A 19,348-nucleotide genomic window follows, 5' to 3' on the forward strand; every position below is an offset into this window, starting at 1 on the left:
TAGGCGATGATGTCGTCGCCCATGCGGGTCGGGAACGAGTTGTGTCCGCCTGCATAGGTCACGATGTACTGCTTGCCGTTGATGGCATAGGTGATCGGCGTTGCCTGTGCACCAGCCGGCAGACGGTCCTGCCACAGCACCTTGCCCGTCGTCAGGTTGTACGCACGGATGTAGTAATCCATGGACGCCGTCAGGAAGCCGAGGTTGCCAGCCGTGGAGAGCGGGCCACCGAGGCTCGGCACACCGATCTTGATCGGCGGCAGCGGGATCGGCAGGGAACTGCCATACATCGAGTCACGCAGGGTGCCGTTGCGGTGCTGCCAGACGACCTTGTTGGTCTTCAGGTCAATACCGGCGACATAGCCCCAGGGTGGCGTACGGCAGGGCATCTTGATGCCGAACGGCAGCAGCACCGGATCCAGGAACGGATGCAGGTTGACGGCATACGGAATGCCGTAGTTGTGCTGCAGGCCGGTCTCGCCACCCGTGCCCTTGGCGTTTTCGTCAGGCCAGAGCGGGTTGCCCGGTCCGCGGGGAACGAGCTGGGAGACGAACGGCAGGGAGATCGGGTTGGCGAAAGCCACCTGACGCTGCGGATCGACGGCCAGACCGCCCCATTCGAACATTCCCAGATCGCCCGGGAAGATGAGCGAGCCCTTGAGCGACGGCGGCGTAAAGGGGCCTTCGTAGCGCAGGGTGTGGAAATAGATGCTGCAGAACATCTGGTCGAAGATCGTGCCACCCCAGATATCGGAGTCGTTCAGCGGGTTCTTCGGACGCAGGGTCAACTGCGACATCGGCTGGGTCGGGCTGGTGTGATCGCCGGGGGCTGCGCCCTGCGGAACCGGGGTTTCCGGAGCGGGGACGATTTCCTTGCCGGTGCGACGGTCGAGGACGAAGATGTCGCCGGTCTTGGTCGGAGCGTAGATGGCCGGAACAAGCGTGCCGTCCTTCTGCGTCACGTCCACGAGGCTGGGCTGGGACGGAACATCCATGTCCCACAGATCGTGATGAACGGTCTGGTAGAACCAGGCGAGCTTGCCGGTGTCGGCGTTCAGCGCAACGATACCCGGAGCGAAACGCTCGGAGTCCTTCGTGCGGTCACCGCCCCACTGGTCGGGAGTACCCACGCCCATCGGGATGTACACGAGGTTCAGGTTACGGTCGTAGGACGACACGATCCAGGAATTCGGGGAGTTCGGGTGGAAGACAGGATGGCTGTCATCCGGAAGCTGGTTCGGATCCGGGTTGGATGCATCGAACACCCAGACGCGCTTGCCGGTATAGACGTCGAATGCCTGCGTGGCGCCCGAAGCCTGCTTGACCGAACCGTTGTCGGTGATGGCGCTGTTGGCGATGATCAGCTTGTCCGTGACGACCGGCGGGGAGGTGGGCTCGTATTGGCCGGGCGTCGTGTAAGGCTGGTTCGGAACGCGCAGATCGATCTCGCCATTGTTGCCGAAGCCGGAGCAGGTCTTGCCCGTGTCGGCATCGACTTCAACCATGCGGCCATCGTTGACCGGCAGGATGATGCGCTTGGCGCAGTCCGTCGGTGCGGGATTGCCCTCGGAATCGGTCGCATTGGCCGGCGTTTCGTGGAAGCTGACGCCACGGCAGGTCAGATGCTGGAAGCCCGGGTTGATCTGGAGCTTCGGATCGTAGGTCCATTTGATGTTGCCGGTGGCACCATCAACCGCAAACAGCTTCTGGTGCAGGGAGCACATGTAAAGCGTGTTGTTGAACTCGATCGGGGTCGCTTCGTTCGTCGCTTCGCCCGGATCGTTGGAGTTCATCATATCCTTGGTGTGGATATGCCAGGCGACCTTGAGGTTGCTGACGTTGGACGCATTGATCTGGTTCAGCGGCGACCAGCGGTCACCGGCCTGCGTGCGACCATAAGCATGCCATTCGCTGGCCGGGACGTTGTCCGGGTCGGCAGGGGAGGCGTTTGCGATCTGCGTCGGCAGTTCGCCGCTGATGTCGTGCGGGTCGGTGAAGAGGCTGGCGAACAGGGCCAGGACCGCGACGCCAACGGCTCCTGCGAGTGGCAGGACGGTCGTCCGCGTACCGCCGATCTGGCGGGAGACGAACGGCAGCAGCAGCCAGATGCCGAGGATGATGACGATGTCCGACCGCGGGATCAGGGCCCAGATGTCGAGACCGACAACGGTGAGTTCCCAGATGACCGTTGCGAACACGACGACTGCGAACAGATAGAGTGCAGCCGGATTGCGCCGGAATGAGAGGAAAGCCGTGGCGAGGAGCGCCAGGCCGAGGAGAACATAATAAAGAGGGCCGCCGATGGCAGCGACCCATGCGCCGCCAACGGTAAGGATCGCGCCGCAAAGCGCGAATACCGCGGCCGTTATCAGGGCCCAGAGCCCTGGCCGGGATGTTGTGCTCATGATGTTCCTGGATCTGTTGTTCTGATGCATCACGGTGACTTCCGGACAAAGCACATGGATGGACATCAAGGGTCAAGATGTCAGAAGGTTCATATTGCTCACGTCACTGTGAGGACTTTCACGTCGTCGTGACTTGAGGAAAGGGGGTACTTATGATTGAGCGTTCAAGAAAATAATGCGCTTGCAGAACACTTTGGGCTGGGATATGGACACCGCTCCGCGCACGCGTCCGGGCCACGAGTGGCATGCCCGGCCGTGCAGAGTCCCGCTGCATGCAGGACCAATCGTTTACGGCGAGGGAGACCGAAATGCCCAAGATGAAGACCAAGTCGTCGGTCAAGAAGCGGTTCAAGATCACCGCGACCGGCAAAGTGATGTGCGGCCCGGGCAACAAGCGCCATGGCCTTATCAACCGTCCGCAGAAGATGAAGCGCACCAACCGTGGTCCCCAGACCATGACGGACATGGATGCGAAGACAATCAAGCAGTGGGCGCCCTACGGGCTTTCGTAAGGAGATAAGGTAAATGGCACGTGTCAAGCGGGGCGTAACGTCGCACGCCCGTCACAAGAAGGTTCTCGAGCTCGCCAAGGGCTATCGCGGTCGTTCGTCCACGAACTACCGTATTGCCCTGGAGCGCGTCGAGAAGGCGCTGCGTTATGCGTATCGTGACCGTCGCAACAAGAAGCGTGATTTCCGCGCCCTGTGGATCCAGCGTATCAACGCTGCCGTCCGCGAGCATGGTCTGACGTACAGCCGCTTCATCAATGGTCTGGACAAGGCTGGTATCGAGATCGACCGTAAGGTTCTCGCCGCCATCGCTTTTGACGATAGCGCCGCTTTCGGTGAAATCGTGAAGAAGGCCCAGGCCGCTCTCGGCTGAGCTTTTCCGGCTTGATCCCCTTGGGGGTCTGGTGACTGGCGGGCCGTCCTGTTATCAGGGCGGCCCGTTTTGTTTTGTGCTGCAGGGGATGGGCGGTATGGCTGACGATCTCGATATACTCAGGAATGATACGCTGGCTGCGCTGGCCGGAGCGCAGGATCGCGCGCAGTGGGACGCGATCCGCGTCGGCACGCTGGGCAAGTCCGGTGCGCTGACGGGTCTGCTCAAGCAGTTGGGCAAGCTGGAGCCTCAGGAGCGCAAGGAGCGCGGTCAGGCGCTGAACCGGCTGCGCGATGAATTGACGGCTGCTGTCGAGGCTCGCGGCCGTGATATCGAGGAAGAAGCCCTTCAGGCGCGTCTACGCTCCGAGCGTGTGGATGTGACGATGCCGGCCCCTGCGATTGTCACGGGCACCATCCATCCCATCAGCCGGACCATTGAGGAAATGACGGCGATTTTCGGCGCGATGGGATTTTCCGTTGCCGAAGGTCCGGATATCGAGAGCCAGTGGCACAACTTCTCGGCACTCAACACGCCGGATCATCATCCCGCGCGGACCGAGCACGACACGTTCTATCTGCCCCCGCAGACCGAGGGGGGGGAACCACGGGTTCTGCGTACGCAGACCTCCGGTGTACAGATCCGCAGCATGCTGGGTGAAAAGCCGCCGATCCGGATCATTGCCCCCGGCCGCACGTATCGTGCCGATCATGATGCCACCCATTCGCCGATGTTCCATCAGTGTGAAGGTCTTGTGGTCGATCGCAACATCACGCTGGGGCATCTCAAAGGCTGCCTGATCGAGTTCCTGCGTGTCTATTTCGACAAGCCGAATCTGCCTGTCCGTTTCCGGGCCTCTTACTTCCCGTTCACCGAGCCTTCCATGGAGGTCGATATTGGCTGGTCGAAGGCGACCGGTGAAATCGGCGGCGGCTCTGACTGGCTCGAGGTTCTCGGATCGGGGATGATCCATCCACGGGTTCTGGCGAACTGTGGCTTGGATCCGTCCGAATGGCAGGGCTTTGCGTTCGGGATGGGGATCGAGCGTCTGGCGATGCTGAAGAATGGTATTCCTGACCTGCGCTCCTTTTATGAAAGCGATCTGCGCTGGTTGCGTCATTACGGATTTTCGGCGTTTTCGCCCGCCACGCTGACGGAGGGCGTGTGACATGAAGTTCTCTCTTTCCTGGCTGCGTGAACACCTTGATTTTACGGCTTCTGTTGAAGATATCTGCGCCCGGCTGAATGTCATCGGGCTTGAGGTCGAGGGTGTTGAAAACCCTGCGGACCGTCTGGTGGGTTTCCGGACTGCCAAGATCGTGGAAGCGCATCGTCACCCGGATGCCGACCGGCTTCAGGTCTGTCGAGTGGCCGCTGGCGGTGGTTTTGAAGATGTTCAGGTCGTCTGCGGTGCGCCCAATGCACGGGCTGGACTGCATGTGATCTTTGCAGCGCCGGGAACCTATATCCCGGGGCTCGACATCACCATCAAGAAGGGCAAGATCCGCGGGCAGGACAGTGGCGGCATGCTCTGCTCCCTGCGTGAACTGGGGATCGGTGAGGAAAGCAATGGCATTGCCGAGCTTTCCGAAGCGGCGCCGATCGGGGAATCCTATGCGGCCTATGCGGAACTGGATGATCCGGTCATTGAGATCGCGATTACGCCCAACCGGGGTGATGCGCTGAGCATTCGCGGGATTGCGCGGGATCTGGCCGCCGCTGGCATCGGCCGACTGAAGCCCTGGCTTACGGAAGCGGTGGAGGGCGATTTCCCGTCTGCGCTGACATGGAAGACCGAGCATCCGGCCTGTCCGTATATAGTCGGGCGTGTCATCCGGGGTGTGAAGAACGGGCCGAGCCCGGACTGGCTGCAACGCCGTCTGGAATCAGTCGGGGTCAAGCCGATTTCCGCGCTCGTTGATGTGACGAACTACCTCACATACGATCTCGGTCGCCCGCTGCATGTCTTTGATATTGCAAAACTTAAGGGCGATACGCTGACGGTGACGCATGCGGCCCGCGAGACGTTTACGGGTCTTGATGGGCGCGAATATGTGCTCGGGACCGAGGATATGGTCATCGTTGATGAGGCTGGTGTGCAGTCGCTTGCCGGTCTGATCGGCGGTGAGAACAGTGGTGTGGACGAGAACACGACCGATGTGTTCGTGGAATCCGCTCTGTTCGATCCTGTGAGGATTGCGCTGACGGGGCGTCGGCTGGCCATTCATACCGATGCGCGGCAGCGTTTCGAGCGTGGGATCGATCCGGCGCAGGTTCTTAACGGACTTGAGGCCGCGACGACCATGATCCGGGATCTGTGTGGCGGTGAGGTGAGCGAGATCACCGAAGCCGGCGCCCTGCCGGACTGGAAGCGGACGGCGACGCTGCGTTTCGAGCGTCTGAAGACGCTGGGTGGCGTGGACATTGAGGCTGAGGATGCCGTGCGCTCTCTGGAGCATCTGGGTTTCGAAGTAAGGGAGCGCTCGGACGAGGCTGCAACGTTCCTTGTGCCGTCCTGGCGTAATGACGTTGCCTCCGGGCAGGTTCTGGCGCAGGCCCCGACGCTGGACGAAGATGTGGCCATCAGGGCTGCCAGCCGTGTTCAGGCCATGGAAGCGGAATGCGACCTGCTTGAGGAAGTGCTGCGGCTTTATGGGCTGGATAATGTTCCGGCGGTGGCACTGCCGCAGGCGACGGTTGTTCCGGCTCCGGCCGTGACGCCCCTTCAGGCCCGTGCGGCTCTGCTGCGGCGGGTCTGTGCGGCTCGTGGGCTGACGGAGACGGTCGGGTTCTCGTTCGTGGCGCAGGATGATGCGGCGCTGTTCGGGGAGGTGCCGGAAGCGCAGCATCTGCTGAACCCGATTGCCACGGATCTGGATCAGCTTCGTCCGACGCCGCTGATCAATCTGGCGCGGGCGCTTTCGCGTAATCTCGCCCGCGGGCTTGGGCTGTCGGGTGAGGGAGCGTTGTTCGAGGTCGGACCGAGCTTTGATGCAACCGGGCAGCATCTGCGTCTGGCGGGTCTGCGGGCCGGTCTGACGGCGCGTGAACCGGGTATCGCGGCGCGCGAAGCGACCCTGTGGGACGCGAAGGCGGATCTCTGTGCGGCACTTGTGGCATTGGGTGTGCCGGAAGCGGCGCTGTCCGTGACGGCGGATGCTCCGGGATTCTATCATCCGGGTCGGTCGGGTCAGGTGCGACAGGGACCGAAAATGGTTCTGGGCAGTTTTGGTGAACTGCATCCGCGTGTGGCGCGGGCGCTCGGATTGAGTGGGACTGTGGTGGCCTTCGAGGTCTATCTGGATCAGGTGCCCCAGCCGAAAGTCAAACGTCGCTCGGCACCTGTGCTGTCGCCGTTGCAGCCTGTCCGGCGTGACTTCGCTTTCGTGGCGGGTCCGGATGTGGAAATCCAGGCTGTTCTGAAGGCCGTGCGGATGGCGGATCGCAATCTGGTGCAGGATGTCCGGCTGTTTGACGTGTTCGAAGGCGGTAGTCTGCCGGAGGGCCATCGTTCTCTTGGTGTGGAAGTGGTCTTGCAGCCACAGACCGAGAGTCTTACGGATACGCAGCTTGAAGCGGTTTCCAAATCGGTGGAAGCTGCTGTTCTCAAGGCAACAGGGGCTGTGCTGCGTCGATGAACTCTCTTCCAGAATCCGGATCTGACGGACAGTCTTCAGGGGATCCTTCCCAAAAGACCACGCCCTTGCCCCGTTACGGGCGGGTGATCTGGATTCTGGCAGGTGAGGCCAGCGGAGACGTGATTGGCGCACGTCTGATGCAGGCGCTTCATGCGCAGGATCCGTCGCTGGTGTTTGCCGGGGTCGGCGGCGGCCGTATGGAAGCGCTCGGGCTGCACAGCCTGTTTCCTATGAGCGATCTGGCAGTCATGGGGCTGGTCGAAGTCGTGCCCCGTCTGCGCCATTTGTCGCAGCGGTTACTGGAAGCCGTGCAGGATATCGAACTGCGCAAGCCCGATTTGGTCGTGACGATCGACAGTCCGGGTTTTACCCTGCGACTGTTACAGAAAATCGAGCGTTCGGGGATCAAGCGCGTTCACTACGTTGCACCGCAGGTCTGGGCGTGGCGCGAAAAACGCGTCAAGGAGTTCCCGGGACTGTGGGACCGGCTTCTGTGTCTACTGCCATTCGAGCCTGAATGGTTTTCCCAGCGCGGGCTGGAAGGGCGCTTTGTCGGCCATCCGGTCCTTCAGTCAGGTGTTCGGAACGGGGACGGCCAGCGGTTCCGGCTGCGGCACAATATTCCGGCTCATGCGCCGGTCGTGATCCTGATGCCGGGAAGCCGGCGTTCGGAAGCGCCCCGGCTTCTGCCGGCTTTCCGCAAGATGCTGGATATCCTGCGGGTGCAGTATCCGGATATCTGTCCGGTTATTCCGGTTGCGCCCGTGATTGCGCCGACCATCCGTCATCTGATCCGGAAATGGCCGATCCAGCCGCATATCGTCACCGACATTCATGACAAGCATGATGCCTTTGCGGCGGCGCAGTGTGCGCTGACCAAGTCAGGGACGTCCACGCTGGAACTGGCGATGGGCAATGTGCCAATGGCGGTGACGTATCGCGTCAATCCGGTGACGGCGACGATTGCGCGTCGTCTGATCAAGGTCCCGCATGTGGCGATGGTCAATCTGCTGGCAGGACGGGAGGTCGTGCCCGAACTGCTTCAGGAAAACTGTACGCCGAAGAAACTTGCCGAGATGGTTTCGAAGCTGCTGAGCGATCCGCAGATGGCCGAGAAGCAGCGCATGGCGTTTGCCGACGTGCTCGACATGCTCTCGCCACCTGTCGGGACGCCTGCGGATGCCGCGGCGGCCGAGATCATGGATCTTCTGAACGAGCCGGTTTCCCGGTCGTCCAAACGCTGAGACCCTAGCGCAGGAAGCCGACGAGGCGTTCGGCTTCCTGAACGATCGGTTCGGAGATGCTGTTGGCGCGTTCGGCGCCGGCGCGCAGGACTGACAGGAGATGCGCCTCGTCCTGAAGCAGGCGCTGCGTTTCAGTGGCAACCGGGGCCAGACGCTCCACCAGAAGATCCGCAAGGGCATTCTTGAATGGACCGAAACCCTGGCCGCTGAAACGGCTGAGAACGGCGGCCGGCGTTTCATCCGACATCGCGGCATAGATCGAGACAAGATTGCGGGCTTCTGGGCGCTCGCTCAGGCCGTCCATTTCGCCGGGGAGTGGTTCGGAGTCGGTCTTGGCGCGGCGGATTTTCAGGGCGATGTCATCAGCGGTGTCGGTCAGGACGATGCGGCTCTGTTCTGACGGATCGGATTTGGACATTTTCTTGCTGCCATCGCGCAGGCTCATGACGCGGGCAGCGGCGGGTGGGATGAAAGCCTCGACCTGCGGGAAGAACTCCACGCCCATGTCGTGATTGAACTTCTGGGCGATATCGTTGGTCAGTTCGATATGCTGGCGCTGGTCTTCGCCGACAGGGACGCGGGTTGCGTGGAAGGCCAGGATGTCGGCGGCCATCAGGTTCGGATAGACATAGAGCCCAGCCGAATGGTTTTCGCGGTTCTTGCCGGCTTTGTCCTTGAACTGGGTCATGCGGTTCAGCCAGCCGAGGCGGGAAACGCAGTTGAAGATCCAGCCGAGACGGGCATGGGCACTGACGGCGGACTGGTTGTACAGGCGGGTGGGTTCGATACCGGCTGCGAGGAGGCAGGCGGTTGATCCCAGTGTCTGTTCGCGGAGGGTCTGCGGGTCCCAGGGCATGGTGATGGAATGCAGGTCCACCAGGCAGAAGACGCAGTCATGATCTGCCTGCAGCGTGACCCAGTTGCGGATTGCTCCGAGATAGTTGCCCAGATGGGGAATGCCGGTTGGCTGGATGCCGGAAAATACGCGCTGCATGAATTCAGTCTTCAGTTTCTGAAAAAATCAGGGAAGGGGAAGGATGACGCGGTTCATCGGACGGGTGTCTGGAGGTCCAGCTTCTGCCGTTCCTGCAGAACCTCCGATGCGGACATCGGATGCGTGCGGGCGGCGGCAATGTCTGCGGCAGTGAAGGTCGGTGCGTTGCCGGACATTTCCTGACTCGCGACGAAGGTCAGGATCCGCGCGATTTCGTCGTCGGGCAGGCGCTGGAAGGACGGCATGGCGCCGTTGTAATGGCCGCCGCCAGCCGTGATGGAGCCGTCCAGCCCGTAAAGCAGGACATCGACGAGATAATGATGGCCGGCAGGGGTTTCGGCTATCGGGCCGACACGTCCGAAAATGGGGGCGATTTCAGAGACCTGACCGTGGCCGCCGTGATGGCAGATACTGCATTCATTGGAGTATTCGCGCGGAGCCTGAACACGATTTTCCCAGGCATGGCCGATCACGAAGACAATCACCATGGAAATGGCGAGAAACAGGGGAAGCCGGACAGCGGGGTCAATTCTGATCACACTGTCGTTGTGGCATTTTCGGAGGCGTTTCAGCAAGGCCGGGCTTGGCAAAACGCTCGGAATAGGGCTCATGGCGCTATCGGAAGGAGATACCATGACCGTCAGAGGCCGTCTTGTAGTGTATGTGGGGCCCATGTTTGCGGGCAAATCCGCGCATCTGATTGCCGCTGCGAAAAGCAAGACAGACGTTCTGGCGCTCAAGCCGGGCTTTGATACCCGGGACGGTTCCGAGCTTGTGAGTCGGGACGGATCACATCTTGCCGCTGTGTCTGCGAATGCCTGGCCCGAGGACGCGGATCGCTACCGCCATATCGTTCTGGATGAAGGGCAGTTCTGGGTCGCGCCGCATTACCGGGGCGATATCGTTCAGGATATCCGGGCTGTGCGTGCATGTGGTGCGGATGTGACGGTCGGGGGGCTGGATACCGATTACCGGCGTGTGCCGTTTGACGTCATGACACGACTGATGGAGGAAGCGGACGAGGTCATTGCCCTGACGGCCCGCTGTCATGTCTGTGGGGCGCCTGCGGCCTGGACCGCGAAGACCCATGAGACCGGCCATCTGCTGGAGACGGGCGATCAGGAGCTTTATGAAGCGCGCTGTGATGCGCACTGGACCCTTCCGGACAGGCCCTGAGAGGACTGATCCGGAAGGGGGAAGCGGCCTTACTGCTGGCTGCCGCCGCCGTTATTGACGCCCAGGAGACGGATCTTGAAGATCAGGGGGCTGTTGGGCGGGATGATGCCCATGGAGCGCTTGCCATAGCCAAGATTTGGCGGAAGGTAGAGCATCCATTCGTCACCGACATGCATCATGGGCAGGGCTTCGAGCCAGCCCTGTACGAGACCGTCGAGCGGCATTTCCATATAGGCGCCGCTGCCATGCTGGTCGGAGCTGTCGAAGATGCCGCCGTCCGGGAGACGTCCTTCGTAGATGACCATGATGGTGGAGCCGTGATGAGGGCTGTCACCATCCTTGGGCCCCGACTGGAGAACCTTGTAGGACAGGCCGTCCGGCAGGGTCTTGATACCCGGGGTCGCATGGATTTTTGCCATGAACTGCTCGGGCGTCAGGTCGGAGTCATCCACATGCTTGTGGCCACCGGCGCACCCTGTCAGGGCGAGGGCGCCACACAGGGCGAAAGCGGATGTAAGACGGATCAGACTGGTCATGGTCCCCCGGGGAGTCTGTTGAGAAATCAGAGCGTGCCGCCACGACGGCCGATCTGGCCGCCCAGACGCAGGCGCAGGGCGTTGAGCTTGATGAAGCCCTGGGCATCCTGCTGATTATAGGCGCCTTCGTCGTCCTCGAAAGTCACGACACGGGTATCATACAGGCTGTGCGGGCTTTCACGACCCACGCACGTCACGTTGCCCTTGTACAGGCGCATGCGGACACGGCCCGTCACGGAATGCTGGCTGGTGTCGATCAGGGCCTGAAGCATCCGGCGCTCCGGCGAGAACCAGAAGCCGTTATAGATGATCTCGGCATAGCGCGGCATGATGCTGTCCTTGAGATGGGCAGCTTCGCGGTCGAGCGTGATGCTCTCGATCGAGCGGTGTGCGGCTAGCAGGATCGTGCCGCCCGGCGTTTCGTAGATGCCGCGGGACTTCATGCCCACGAAGCGGTTCTCCACGATGTCGAGACGCCCGATGCCGTTGTCACGGCCCAGTTCATTCAGGCGGGTGAGCAGGGTCGCCGGGGTCATTTCGACGCCGTTGATGGCGACCGGATCACCGCTGACGAAGTCGATGGCGATTTCGGTTGCGACGTCAGGAGCGGCTTCCGGCGAGATCGTACGCTGGAAGACGATTTCCTCGGCACCGATCGACGGATCTTCGAGCAGCTTGCCTTCGGAAGAGGAGTGCAGAAGGTTCGCGTCCACGGAGAACGGAGCTTCGCCGCGCTTGTCCTTCGTGACCGGGATCTGGTTCTCTTCAGCGAAGGCGAGGAGCTTCGTGCGGGACGTCAGGTCCCACTCGCGCCACGGTGCGATGACCTTCACGTCCGGCTTGAGCGAATAGTAGCCCAGTTCGAAACGGACCTGGTCGTTGCCCTTGCCGGTTGCGCCATGGGCCACGGCGTCGGCGCCGACGGCTTCGGCGATCTCGATCTGGCGCTGGGCGATCAGCGGGCGGGCGATGGACGTGCCCAGCAGGTACTGGCCTTCGTAGAGCGTGTTGGCCCGAAACATCGGGAACACGAAATCCTTGACGAAGGTCTCGCGCAGATCCTCGACGAAAATCTCCTTGACGCCGAACATCTCGGCCTTTTTGCGGGCCGGTTCCAGCTCTTCGCCCTGACCGAGATCGGCGGTGAAGGTGACGACCTCGCAGTTATAGGTCTTCTGGAGCCAGCGGAGGATAACCGAAGTGTCCAGGCCGCCAGAATAGGCGAGCACAACTTTCTTGACGTCCTGGTGGGCGCTCATAACTGCGTGGTCCTTGGTGTGTTTCGTTTGAGAAGCGTTTCTAGCATCTTGGGGAGAAGAGGGAAACCGGGCGAATGTCAGGCGTCGGGGGTGGTGGACCGGCGCTGACGTTCGCTTTCGGTCTTCAGCTGACCGCAGGCTGCGAGGATGTCCTGACCGCGTGGCGTGCGGATGGGAGAGGCGAAGCCAGCGTCCATCACGATATTGGCGAATTTCGCGAGCTGCTGGCGGGTTGAGGGCTGGAAATCCGAGCCGGGCCAGGGATTGAACGGGATGAGGTTCACCTTGGCGGGCAGGTCGCGGATCAGACGTACGAGCTCGCGGGCATCGGCTTCGCTGTCGTTCACGCCACGGAGCATGATGTATTCGAAGGTGATGCGCCGGGAATTGGACGCGGCCGGATAGCGGCGGCAGGCGGCAATCAGCTCTTCGATCGGGTATTTGCGGTTGAGCGGCACGATCTGGTCGCGCAGTTCGTTCGTCACGGCGTGCAGGGAGATGGCGAGGTTGATGCCAAGTTCTTCGCCGCAGCGGTCCATCATCGGGACCACGCCGGAGGTCGAGAGCGTGATGCGACGGCGGGACAGGGCAATCCCTTCGCCGTCCATGATGATCCGCATGGCCTTCGCGACGTTTTCATAATTGTAGAGGGGCTCGCCCATGCCCATCAGGACGATGGTGGACAGGTAGCGCGGCATGTCCGCGCTCGGGCTGGGCCATTCGCCGTAGCTGTCCCGCGCGGCCATGAACTGGCCTACGATTTCGGCCGGCCCGAGGTTGCGGACGAGTTTCTGGGTGCCTGTGTGGCAGAAGGTGCACGACAGGGTGCAGCCGACCTGCGAGGAAATGCAGACGGCGCCGCGGTCTTCCCGACGATCCGGAATATAGACGGTTTCGGCTTCCTGACCGTCACGGAAGCGGAAGAGGAACTTGCGCGTCGCGTCCACGGAGGTCTGTTCGGTTGCGGTCGTGGGGCGGCTGACGACGAAATGCTCGGCAAGCTTGGCCTGCATGGGTTTGGCGATGGTCGTCATTGCCGAAAAATCGGTCGCGCCCTGATGGTAGATCCAGTGCCAGAGTTGCTTGGCGCGGAAAGGCTTCTCGCCGATTTCCGTCATCAGCGCGGCCAGTTCTTCGCGTGACAGACCCACCAGATCGCGGCGTCCGTCGGCCAGTCGCGCTTCGGGCGGCGCGAACAGGGCGGATTTCGCGTGGATGCGTTCGCGTTCGGCAGCGTTCAGGTCGTCAGAGGCGACGGAGTTGATTCGGGGGCGGATATCGGGATGGGTCAGGGCTGTCATGGCGGCGGAGCCATAGCACGGAGCGGAGGCGGATTTCCAAGGGAAAGTGGGAATCAGCGGCATGGTCTGGAGGGAGATTTCCAAATAGGGACTGGATTATTTGTACCAATCGGTACAAAGTCGAGGTTGTCCTTCTTTGACTGGAAGCAGAAGTCATGGCCACACGTGCACCCGTCCCACCGTTCACTCGTGAGGCTGCAATCCGAAAGGTCCGCGCTGCTGAGGATGCCTGGAACGGGCAGGATCCTGCTTGGGTTGCGCTGGCCTACACGGAAGACAGTCGCTGGCGGAACCGGGATGCCTTTATTCGGGGACGCACGGAAATCGTTCGCTTCCTGACAGATAAATGGCGTCGTGAGGGGACGTATCGTCTCATCAAGGAACTCTGGGCGTTTGAGGATAACCGTATCGCTGTGCGGTTCGCTTATGAATGGCAGGATGCGGCTGGCCTGTGGTGGCGGTCTTATGGGAACGAAAACTGGGAGTTCGATGCGGCTGGTCTGATGGCTGTACGGCATGCCAGCATCAATGACGTGTCGATCCGGGAAGAGGAGCGCCTTTTCCGCTGGGAGGGTCCTGTCAGGCCAGCGGACCATCCGGGGCTGACGGAACTGGGGCTCTGAGTGCAATGGTGCGTCGGAACAGGGATGCCGTGCTTGGAAACATTGCCGAGGTATTTCGCCGGCATGGCTACGAGGGGGCTTCTCTGGGGCGAATGACCGCAGCGACAGGGCTGGGAAAAGGCAGCCTTTATAATTTTTTTCCGGATGGAAAGGAGCAGATGGCGCGCGAGGTGCTGGCGCATGTTCATCGCTGGTTCGAAGAGGAAATCTTTCGGCCTCTGGAAGAGATTGTCAGCCCTGACCATGGCCTTCAGCGCATGTTTGAAAGCGTTGAGACCTATTTCCAGTCTGGGCGGCGGATCTGTCTCATGGGGCTGTTTGCGCTGGAAACGGAAGATACATTTTCCAGTCAGATCCGTACCTATTTTATCCGATGGGAGGAGGTGATGGGACTGTTTCTGCAGCGATCAGGCTGGGGGGAGCGTGAGGCGCGCGATCTGGCGGAGGACATCGTCAGTGGCATTCAGGGAGCACTGGTTCTGGCCCAGGCCCGCAGGGAGCCTGACGTGTTTGCCAGACGCATGGACGCGCTCAGGCTGCGGCTTCAGGTTTCGCAGCAGGCGTCCGACGCGCGGCAATCAGGAACTCGCGATTGCCTTCAGGACCCGTAATGGGACTGGCTTCGATTCCCAGAACTTCCCAGCCGGGGAGGGCGGCGAACCATTCCCGGATCTCTTCGCAGACGCGTTCGTGGACGGCCAGGTCACGGACGACGCCTTTTGCACCGACCTCGCCGCGTCCTGCTTCGAACTGCGGTTTGATGAGGGCGACGGCCCAGGCATCCGGGGTCGTCAGTTCAAGGGCTGCGGGCAGGACGGTGCGCAGGCCGATGAAACTTGCGTCGCAGACCACGATCCCCGCGGGTTCGGGAATCTGTTCGGCCGTCAGGGCGCGGGCGTTTGTCTTTTCCATGACGACAACGCGCTCGTCCGAGCGGATCTTCCAGGCAAGCTGTCCATGCCCGACATCGACGGCGTAAACCTTTTCAGCGCCATTAGTCAGCAGGACGTCCGTGAAGCCGCCTGTCGAGGCCCCGACGTCGATTGCGACGCGGCCTTTCGGGTCCAGCCCAAAATGCTCGATGGCGTGGATCAGCTTGAGACCGCCACGCGATACCCAGGGATGATCCTGCCCCTTGAGGGCGAGGGGAGCGTCTTCGGGAAGCTGATCACCGGCTTTCGCGATCCGGCGGTCACTCGTATAGACGAGGCCCGCCATGATCAGCGCCTGTGCGCGTGTCCGGCTTTCGACCAGCCCCCGGTCAACGAGGAGCTGGTCGGCGCGGCGTTTGGCCATCAGTCGTTCAGGCGGACTGCTGGGCGACTTCGACGCCCAGGGCGTCTGCCGCGGTGCGCACGATATGCGGTGCGGTCAGGCCAGCATCTTCGTACTGCGCGTCCTGCGTGTTGTGATCGATGTAGCGATCCGGCAGGGCCATCGGACGGAACTTGACCTGATCCAGCAGGCCGGTCTCGGCCAGGTGCTGAACGACCAGGCTGCTGAAGCCGCCAATGGCGCCTTCTTCCAGCGTGATGAAGACTTCGTGCTGGCGTGCGAGGTCCTCGACCAGTGCTTTGTCGATCGGCTTGGCGAAACGGGCGTCCGCGACCGTGACGGGAACGCCCTGTGCCGCGAGCTGATCGGCTGCGCGCAGGGATTCGTGCATACGCGGCCCAAGCGACAGGATGGCGACACCGCCACGGGCATTCGGTGCGCGACGGGCTTCGCGTACGATGCGGCCCTTGCCGATTTCGAGGACTTCACCCTTTTCGGGGAGGTCCAGACCGATGCCGCTGCCACGCGGGTAGCGGAAGGCGATCGGGCCGGCATCATACTCGCAGGCTGTAGCCGTGGCGTGCAGGAGTTCGATCTCATCGGACGGCGCCATGACGACCATGTTCGGCAGGCAGCACAGATAGTTCAGGTCGAAGGCACCGGCGTGGGTGGCGCCATCGGCACCGACCAGACCGGCGCGGTCGATGGCGAAGCGGACCGGCAGGTTCTGCAGGGCAACGTCATGGACGACCTGATCGTAGGCGCGCTGCAGGAATGTGGAGTAGATCGCGCAGAACGGACGCAGACCTTCGGATGCGATACCTGCAGCGAAGGTAACAGCGTGCTGCTCCGCGATGCCGACGTCGAAGAAGCGGTCCGGATAGGCTTTGGCGAAAGCGTTCAGACCCGTGCCGGACGGCATGGCGGCGGTGATCGTCACCAGCTTGTCGTCGGTTTTGGCGCGGCGCATCAGTTCGCGGCTGAAGATGGACGTGTAGCTCGGCGGACCGGCCGGGGCCTTCTTCTGCTCGCCCGTGACGACGTTGAACTTGCTGACGGCGTGGTACTTGTCACCGGCGGCTTCGGCGGGTTTATAGCCGCGGCCCTTCTCGGTGATGATGTGCAGCAGGATCGGGCCCTGATCGTCGGCGTCGCGCAGGTTGCGCAGGATTGGCACGAGCTGGCTCATGTCGTGGCCGTTGACCGGACCGACATAGTAGAAGCCGAGTTCTTCGAACAGCGTGCCGCCCGTGATCATGCCGCGGGCATATTCCTCGGCGCGCTTGGCAGTGCGCTCGATCTTGCCCGGAAGGCGCTTGGCGACCTTGCCGGCGAGATCGCGCAGGCTGAAGAACTGGCGCGAGGACATCAGGCGCGACAGGTAGTCCGACATCGAACCGACCGGAGGGGCGATCGACATTTCATTGTCGTTCAGCACCACGATCAGGCGGTTTGCACCGGGGCCTGCGACGGCGGCGTTGTTCATGGCTTCATAGGCCATGCCTGCGGAGATCGACCCGTCACCGATCACAGCGATGACGTTGCGTTCGTGGTAGCTCGGGTCTTCTTCCGCGCGCAGGTGATGCGCGACAGCCATGCCGAGGCCAGCCGAGATGGACGTGGAGGAATGAGCGGCGCCGAACGGATCGTATTCGCTTTCCGCGCGGCGGGTGAAGCCGGACAGGCCCTCAGGCTGGCGCAGGGTGCGGATGCGGTCGCGGCGGCCTGTCAGGATCTTGTGCGGGTAGGCCTGGTGTCCGACGTCCCAGATGATGCGGTCGTCCGGGGTGTTGAAAACGGCGTGCAGGGCGACGGTCAGTTCGACAACGCCGAGAGAGGCACCAAGATGGCCGCCCGTGGTGGAGACGGCATCGACGGTTTCAGAGCGCAGTTCGTCGGCAAGCTGCTTGAGCTGGTCAACGGACAGGTTCCGCATGTCGGCAGGGAAGCGGACGCGATCCAGTTCGGGATAACGGCCATAGGTGGGAATCGTGGAGGAGTTCTTGCTCATGGGATCAGTTCCTGCGCTCGACGACATAATCTGCCAGTGCCCTGAGGGCGTCGGCCTGTGCACCGAAAGATGAAAGGGCCTCCCGGGCCCGGTCGCTCAGACGGCGGGCTTCGGCACGGGCACCGTCAATGCCAAGCAGGGAGACATAGGTTGATTTGCCGCTGGCTTCGTCCTTGCCAGCGGTTTTGCCGAGTTCCTCGGCGGTGGCGGTAGAATCCAGCACATCATCGGCCACCTGAAAGGCGGTCCCGAGATCGCGGCCATAGGCCACGATGGCCGCGCGACGGTCGTCGTCCACACCTGCCAGAATGGCGCCGGACTCCGCGGCATAGCGGATGAGGGCACCGGTTTTCAGGGCGTGCAGGCGGCGGACGTGATCCAGCGGCAGGGCACGGCCTTCGCCACGGATATCGATCACCTGACCGCCGACCATCCCTGCAGAGCCGGAAGCCTGCGCAAGGGCAAGGGCCAGATTGGCGCGGACGGTCGCGTTGGGGCTGGTTTCGGGTTCGACGAGGATTTCGAAGGCACGCGTCTGCAGCGCGTCACCGGCCAGAATCGCGATGGCTTCGTCAAACTGCTTATGCGTGGAAGGACGTCCGCGTCGCAGGTCGTCGTCATCCATGGAGGGAAGATCGTCATGCACCAGCGAATAGGCGTGGAGCAGTTCGACCGAGGCGGCCACACGCAGGGCGGCCTTGCGGTCGGCGCCGAAGAGGGTTGCTACTTCGACGGCCAGGAAGCCACGCAGACGCTTGCCGCCGCCCAGGGCAGCATAACGCATGGCATCGAGAAGAACGGACTCGTCTCCCGGCACCATGGGCAGCAGGGCGTCGATCGTGTTTTCGATCTCGGAACAGGCGCGTGCGAGCGCGTCCTTCAGGGAAACAGACGGGGTAGGGGCACTCATCGGCCGGACTCTCCGGTATCGGCAAGAGGCTCCGTGCCTGTCGTGCCGTCATCATTCTGAACGATGGCGCGGACACGCATCTCGGCCTCTCCCAGCTTCGCGTCACAGTGTCTGCGCAGGGCAGCACCGCGTTCATAGGCGGAAATAGCGTCCTCGAGCTTCATCTGCCCGCCTTCAAGGCCGCGGACAATCCGCTCCAGTTCGGAGAGGGCATCCTCAAAAGACATGGCATCAACGGGTTCGGGCATGAAGAGCCTCAAGGCACACTTTGGAACAAGGTAGCGAGGGGATTACAGGCAGAAGACAGTTTTTGCCAGCCCCGACCATGGGAACGCTGGAGTTTCTTCAGGACGGTGACGTTTCTGCACGTCGCCGGATCACGAAGGAGAGCACGCCTGCGGTGTCTGTGAACGCGATGAGCGCATGACCGGTTTCGCGGCAGTAGGACTGGAAATCCGCCACTGAGGCGCGGTCCGTCGCAAGGATGCGCAGCTTCGCACCCGGCGGCATGTCCCGAAGGGCACGGTTAGCCTTGAGGACTGGCATCGGACAGGCCAGACCACGCAGATCAAGGAGAGTTTCTGTCGGAGGAGCAGTCATGGGGCGTGAGTATGCGCCTATCGGCTGAGAGGGCCAAGCCGGGTTTGCCTGTGCTTGACGACGGGTTTCAGGTTTTCGTTGATAAACCGCGTGTTTGTTTCTATATTAATGGCTTAATGCCACAAAAGCGTTCCCCTCGGGGAGCGCTTTTTTTATTTGGGGGACGGCATGTCGGATGGGGAAAGTCAGGCAATCAGTCTGGCTGATGGAAATGAGAGACGCGCTTATACGCTTCGGATGCTCGAGGACCGGGTCCTGCGACTGGAGACGATCGCGGGAGGGCTGTCGGATCGGTACGAGGAACTGCGTACCGAAATGCGGCAGGAAATCTCGTTTCTGCGGGATCAGATGAAGCTGCTGGAGACAAAGGTTGACGAGGGGAATCGTGTCGTCAACGGAAAGCTGGACCGCCTGATCGGGGGACGGGCGGTCATTACCGGGATCATCACGCTGGCAACATCCATTCTGGGGACGGGCATGGTGCATTTTGCCCT

General features: G+C 61.9%; 20 protein-coding genes. 9 read left to right on the forward strand and 11 right to left on the reverse strand.

Annotated elements, in window-relative coordinates; translation table 11 throughout:
• A partial coding sequence (locus ABF859_RS13590) for a glucose/quinate/shikimate family membrane-bound PQQ-dependent dehydrogenase (protein ID WP_415528244.1) occupies window positions 1–2,405 on the reverse strand: 2,405 nt, incomplete at its 3' end.
• Window positions 2,406–2,713: 308 nt separating this feature from the next.
• Between ABF859_RS13590 and rpmI the strand changes: the two genes are divergently transcribed.
• From rpmI to lpxB, 5 genes are all read left to right on the forward strand, one after another.
• The gene (rpmI, locus tag ABF859_RS13595; protein WP_011251850.1) at window positions 2,714–2,917 is read left to right on the forward strand and encodes a 50S ribosomal protein L35; all 204 of its coding nucleotides are present in this window, start codon (window positions 2,714–2,716) and stop codon (window positions 2,915–2,917) included.
• 13 nt (window positions 2,918–2,930) lie between these two features.
• A complete protein-coding gene (gene rplT, locus ABF859_RS13600; protein WP_011251849.1) occupies window positions 2,931–3,287 on the forward strand; it encodes a 50S ribosomal protein L20 in 357 nt (118 codons plus the stop codon).
• A gap of 97 nt (window positions 3,288–3,384) precedes the next feature.
• A complete protein-coding gene (pheS, locus tag ABF859_RS13605) occupies window positions 3,385–4,455 on the forward strand; it encodes a phenylalanine--tRNA ligase subunit alpha (protein WP_415528245.1) in 1,071 nt (356 codons plus the stop codon).
• A gap of 1 nt (window position 4,456) precedes the next feature.
• Window positions 4,457–6,925, forward strand: a complete 2,469-nt coding sequence (gene pheT / locus ABF859_RS13610) for a phenylalanine--tRNA ligase subunit beta (RefSeq protein ID WP_415528246.1) — start codon at window positions 4,457–4,459, stop codon at window positions 6,923–6,925.
• Window positions 6,922–8,169, forward strand: coding sequence for a lipid-A-disaccharide synthase (gene lpxB / locus ABF859_RS13615; RefSeq protein WP_415528247.1), 1,248 nt, complete (start codon window positions 6,922–6,924; stop codon window positions 8,167–8,169). Before pheT ends, lpxB begins: the two co-directional genes overlap by 4 nt.
• Before the next feature lie 4 nt (window positions 8,170–8,173).
• Here the strand turns inward: lpxB and trpS are convergent, their stop codons facing one another.
• Together trpS and ABF859_RS13625 are read right to left on the reverse strand one after the other, a co-directional pair.
• Window positions 8,174–9,163 carry a tryptophan--tRNA ligase gene (gene trpS / locus ABF859_RS13620; RefSeq protein WP_415528249.1) on the reverse strand — a complete coding sequence of 330 codons (990 nt, stop codon included), beginning with the start codon at window positions 9,161–9,163 and terminating at the stop codon, window positions 8,174–8,176.
• A 53-nt stretch (window positions 9,164–9,216) separates the two neighbouring features.
• Window positions 9,217–9,702 carry a c-type cytochrome gene (locus ABF859_RS13625; protein ID WP_415528250.1) on the reverse strand — a complete coding sequence of 162 codons (486 nt, stop codon included), beginning with the start codon at window positions 9,700–9,702 and terminating at the stop codon, window positions 9,217–9,219.
• Window positions 9,703–9,796: 94 nt separating this feature from the next.
• On the opposite strand from ABF859_RS13625, the gene ABF859_RS13630 reads away from it, so the two are divergent.
• Window positions 9,797–10,339 carry a thymidine kinase gene (locus ABF859_RS13630; protein WP_415528251.1) on the forward strand — a complete coding sequence of 181 codons (543 nt, stop codon included), beginning with the start codon at window positions 9,797–9,799 and terminating at the stop codon, window positions 10,337–10,339.
• A gap of 29 nt (window positions 10,340–10,368) precedes the next feature.
• Here the strand turns inward: ABF859_RS13630 and ABF859_RS13635 are convergent, their stop codons facing one another.
• The 3 genes from ABF859_RS13635 to rlmN form a co-directional block, all read right to left on the reverse strand.
• Window positions 10,369–10,875 (reverse strand): FKBP-type peptidyl-prolyl cis-trans isomerase, encoded by a 507-nt coding sequence (locus ABF859_RS13635; protein ID WP_415528252.1) that lies wholly within the window; start codon window positions 10,873–10,875, stop codon window positions 10,369–10,371.
• A 26-nt stretch (window positions 10,876–10,901) separates the two neighbouring features.
• Window positions 10,902–12,134 (reverse strand): argininosuccinate synthase, encoded by a 1,233-nt coding sequence (locus ABF859_RS13640; protein ID WP_077803082.1) that lies wholly within the window; start codon window positions 12,132–12,134, stop codon window positions 10,902–10,904.
• Window positions 12,135–12,211: 77 nt separating this feature from the next.
• On the reverse strand, window positions 12,212–13,435 hold the full coding sequence (rlmN, locus tag ABF859_RS13645; RefSeq protein ID WP_415528262.1) for a 23S rRNA (adenine(2503)-C(2))-methyltransferase RlmN: 1,224 nt from the start codon (window positions 13,433–13,435) through the stop codon (window positions 12,212–12,214).
• Between the two features lie 155 nt (window positions 13,436–13,590).
• Between rlmN and ABF859_RS13650 the strand changes: the two genes are divergently transcribed.
• Both ABF859_RS13650 and ABF859_RS13655 read left to right on the forward strand, forming a co-directional pair.
• Entirely contained in the window at window positions 13,591–14,058 is a 468-nt protein-coding gene (locus ABF859_RS13650) for a DUF1348 family protein (RefSeq protein ID WP_415528253.1), read from the forward strand.
• A gap of 5 nt (window positions 14,059–14,063) precedes the next feature.
• Window positions 14,064–14,669: a TetR/AcrR family transcriptional regulator gene (locus tag ABF859_RS13655; protein WP_415528254.1), complete on the forward strand. Its 606-nt coding sequence runs from the start codon at window positions 14,064–14,066 to the stop codon at window positions 14,667–14,669.
• Here ABF859_RS13655 and ABF859_RS13660 read toward each other — a convergent pair.
• The 5 genes from ABF859_RS13660 to ABF859_RS13680 all read right to left on the reverse strand — a co-directional run bounded on the left by ABF859_RS13660 (window position 14,590) and on the right by ABF859_RS13680 (window position 18,854).
• The gene (locus ABF859_RS13660) at window positions 14,590–15,354 is read right to left on the reverse strand and encodes a TlyA family RNA methyltransferase (protein ID WP_415528256.1); all 765 of its coding nucleotides are present in this window, start codon (window positions 15,352–15,354) and stop codon (window positions 14,590–14,592) included. The genes ABF859_RS13655 and ABF859_RS13660 overlap by 80 nt on opposite strands.
• A 7-nt stretch (window positions 15,355–15,361) precedes the next feature.
• Complete coding sequence (gene dxs / locus ABF859_RS13665) at window positions 15,362–17,344, reverse strand: 1-deoxy-D-xylulose-5-phosphate synthase (protein WP_415528257.1); 1,983 nt, start codon at window positions 17,342–17,344, stop codon at window positions 15,362–15,364.
• Window positions 17,345–17,348: 4 nt separating this feature from the next.
• The gene (locus ABF859_RS13670; protein ID WP_415528258.1) at window positions 17,349–18,254 is read right to left on the reverse strand and encodes a polyprenyl synthetase family protein; all 906 of its coding nucleotides are present in this window, start codon (window positions 18,252–18,254) and stop codon (window positions 17,349–17,351) included.
• Entirely contained in the window at window positions 18,251–18,502 is a 252-nt protein-coding gene (locus tag ABF859_RS13675) for an exodeoxyribonuclease VII small subunit (RefSeq protein ID WP_415528259.1), read from the reverse strand. The genes ABF859_RS13670 and ABF859_RS13675 overlap by 4 nt, the downstream gene beginning before the upstream one ends.
• Window positions 18,503–18,599: 97 nt before the next feature.
• Complete coding sequence (locus ABF859_RS13680; RefSeq protein WP_415528260.1) at window positions 18,600–18,854, reverse strand: sulfurtransferase TusA family protein; 255 nt, start codon at window positions 18,852–18,854, stop codon at window positions 18,600–18,602.
• 168 nt (window positions 18,855–19,022) lie between these two features.
• Between ABF859_RS13680 and ABF859_RS13685 the strand changes: the two genes are divergently transcribed.
• The coding region (locus ABF859_RS13685) for a hypothetical protein (protein ID WP_415528261.1) at window positions 19,023–19,348 on the forward strand (326 nt) is incomplete at its 3' end.

The organism is Gluconobacter sp., from assembly GCF_047722525.1.
Taxonomy (GTDB): domain Bacteria; phylum Pseudomonadota; class Alphaproteobacteria; order Acetobacterales; family Acetobacteraceae; genus Gluconobacter.

Coding starts and splice junctions, on each gene's coding strand:
- ABF859_RS13655 (WP_415528254.1), top strand. CDS start 14,064: ATGGTGCGTCGGAACAGGGATGCCGTGCTTGGAAACATTGCCGAGGTA.
- pheT (WP_415528246.1), top strand. CDS start 4,457: ATGAAGTTCTCTCTTTCCTGGCTGCGTGAACACCTTGATTTTACGGCT.
- ABF859_RS13640 (WP_077803082.1), bottom strand. CDS start 12,134: ATGAGCGCCCACCAGGACGTCAAGAAAGTTGTGCTCGCCTATTCTGGC.
- ABF859_RS13630 (WP_415528251.1), top strand. CDS start 9,797: ATGACCGTCAGAGGCCGTCTTGTAGTGTATGTGGGGCCCATGTTTGCG.
- dxs (WP_415528257.1), bottom strand. CDS start 17,344: ATGAGCAAGAACTCCTCCACGATTCCCACCTATGGCCGTTATCCCGAA.
- pheS (WP_415528245.1), top strand. CDS start 3,385: ATGGCTGACGATCTCGATATACTCAGGAATGATACGCTGGCTGCGCTG.
- ABF859_RS13675 (WP_415528259.1), bottom strand. CDS start 18,502: ATGCCCGAACCCGTTGATGCCATGTCTTTTGAGGATGCCCTCTCCGAA.
- ABF859_RS13650 (WP_415528253.1), top strand. CDS start 13,591: ATGGCCACACGTGCACCCGTCCCACCGTTCACTCGTGAGGCTGCAATC.
- ABF859_RS13660 (WP_415528256.1), bottom strand. CDS start 15,354: ATGGCCAAACGCCGCGCCGACCAGCTCCTCGTTGACCGGGGGCTGGTC.
- lpxB (WP_415528247.1), top strand. CDS start 6,922: ATGAACTCTCTTCCAGAATCCGGATCTGACGGACAGTCTTCAGGGGAT.
- rlmN (WP_415528262.1), bottom strand. CDS start 13,435: ATGACAGCCCTGACCCATCCCGATATCCGCCCCCGAATCAACTCCGTC.
- trpS (WP_415528249.1), bottom strand. CDS start 9,163: ATGCAGCGCGTATTTTCCGGCATCCAGCCAACCGGCATTCCCCATCTG.
- rplT (WP_011251849.1), top strand. CDS start 2,931: ATGGCACGTGTCAAGCGGGGCGTAACGTCGCACGCCCGTCACAAGAAG.
- ABF859_RS13670 (WP_415528258.1), bottom strand. CDS start 18,254: ATGAGTGCCCCTACCCCGTCTGTTTCCCTGAAGGACGCGCTCGCACGC.
- ABF859_RS13635 (WP_415528252.1), bottom strand. CDS start 10,875: ATGACCAGTCTGATCCGTCTTACATCCGCTTTCGCCCTGTGTGGCGCC.
- rpmI (WP_011251850.1), top strand. CDS start 2,714: ATGCCCAAGATGAAGACCAAGTCGTCGGTCAAGAAGCGGTTCAAGATC.
- ABF859_RS13680 (WP_415528260.1), bottom strand. CDS start 18,854: ATGACTGCTCCTCCGACAGAAACTCTCCTTGATCTGCGTGGTCTGGCC.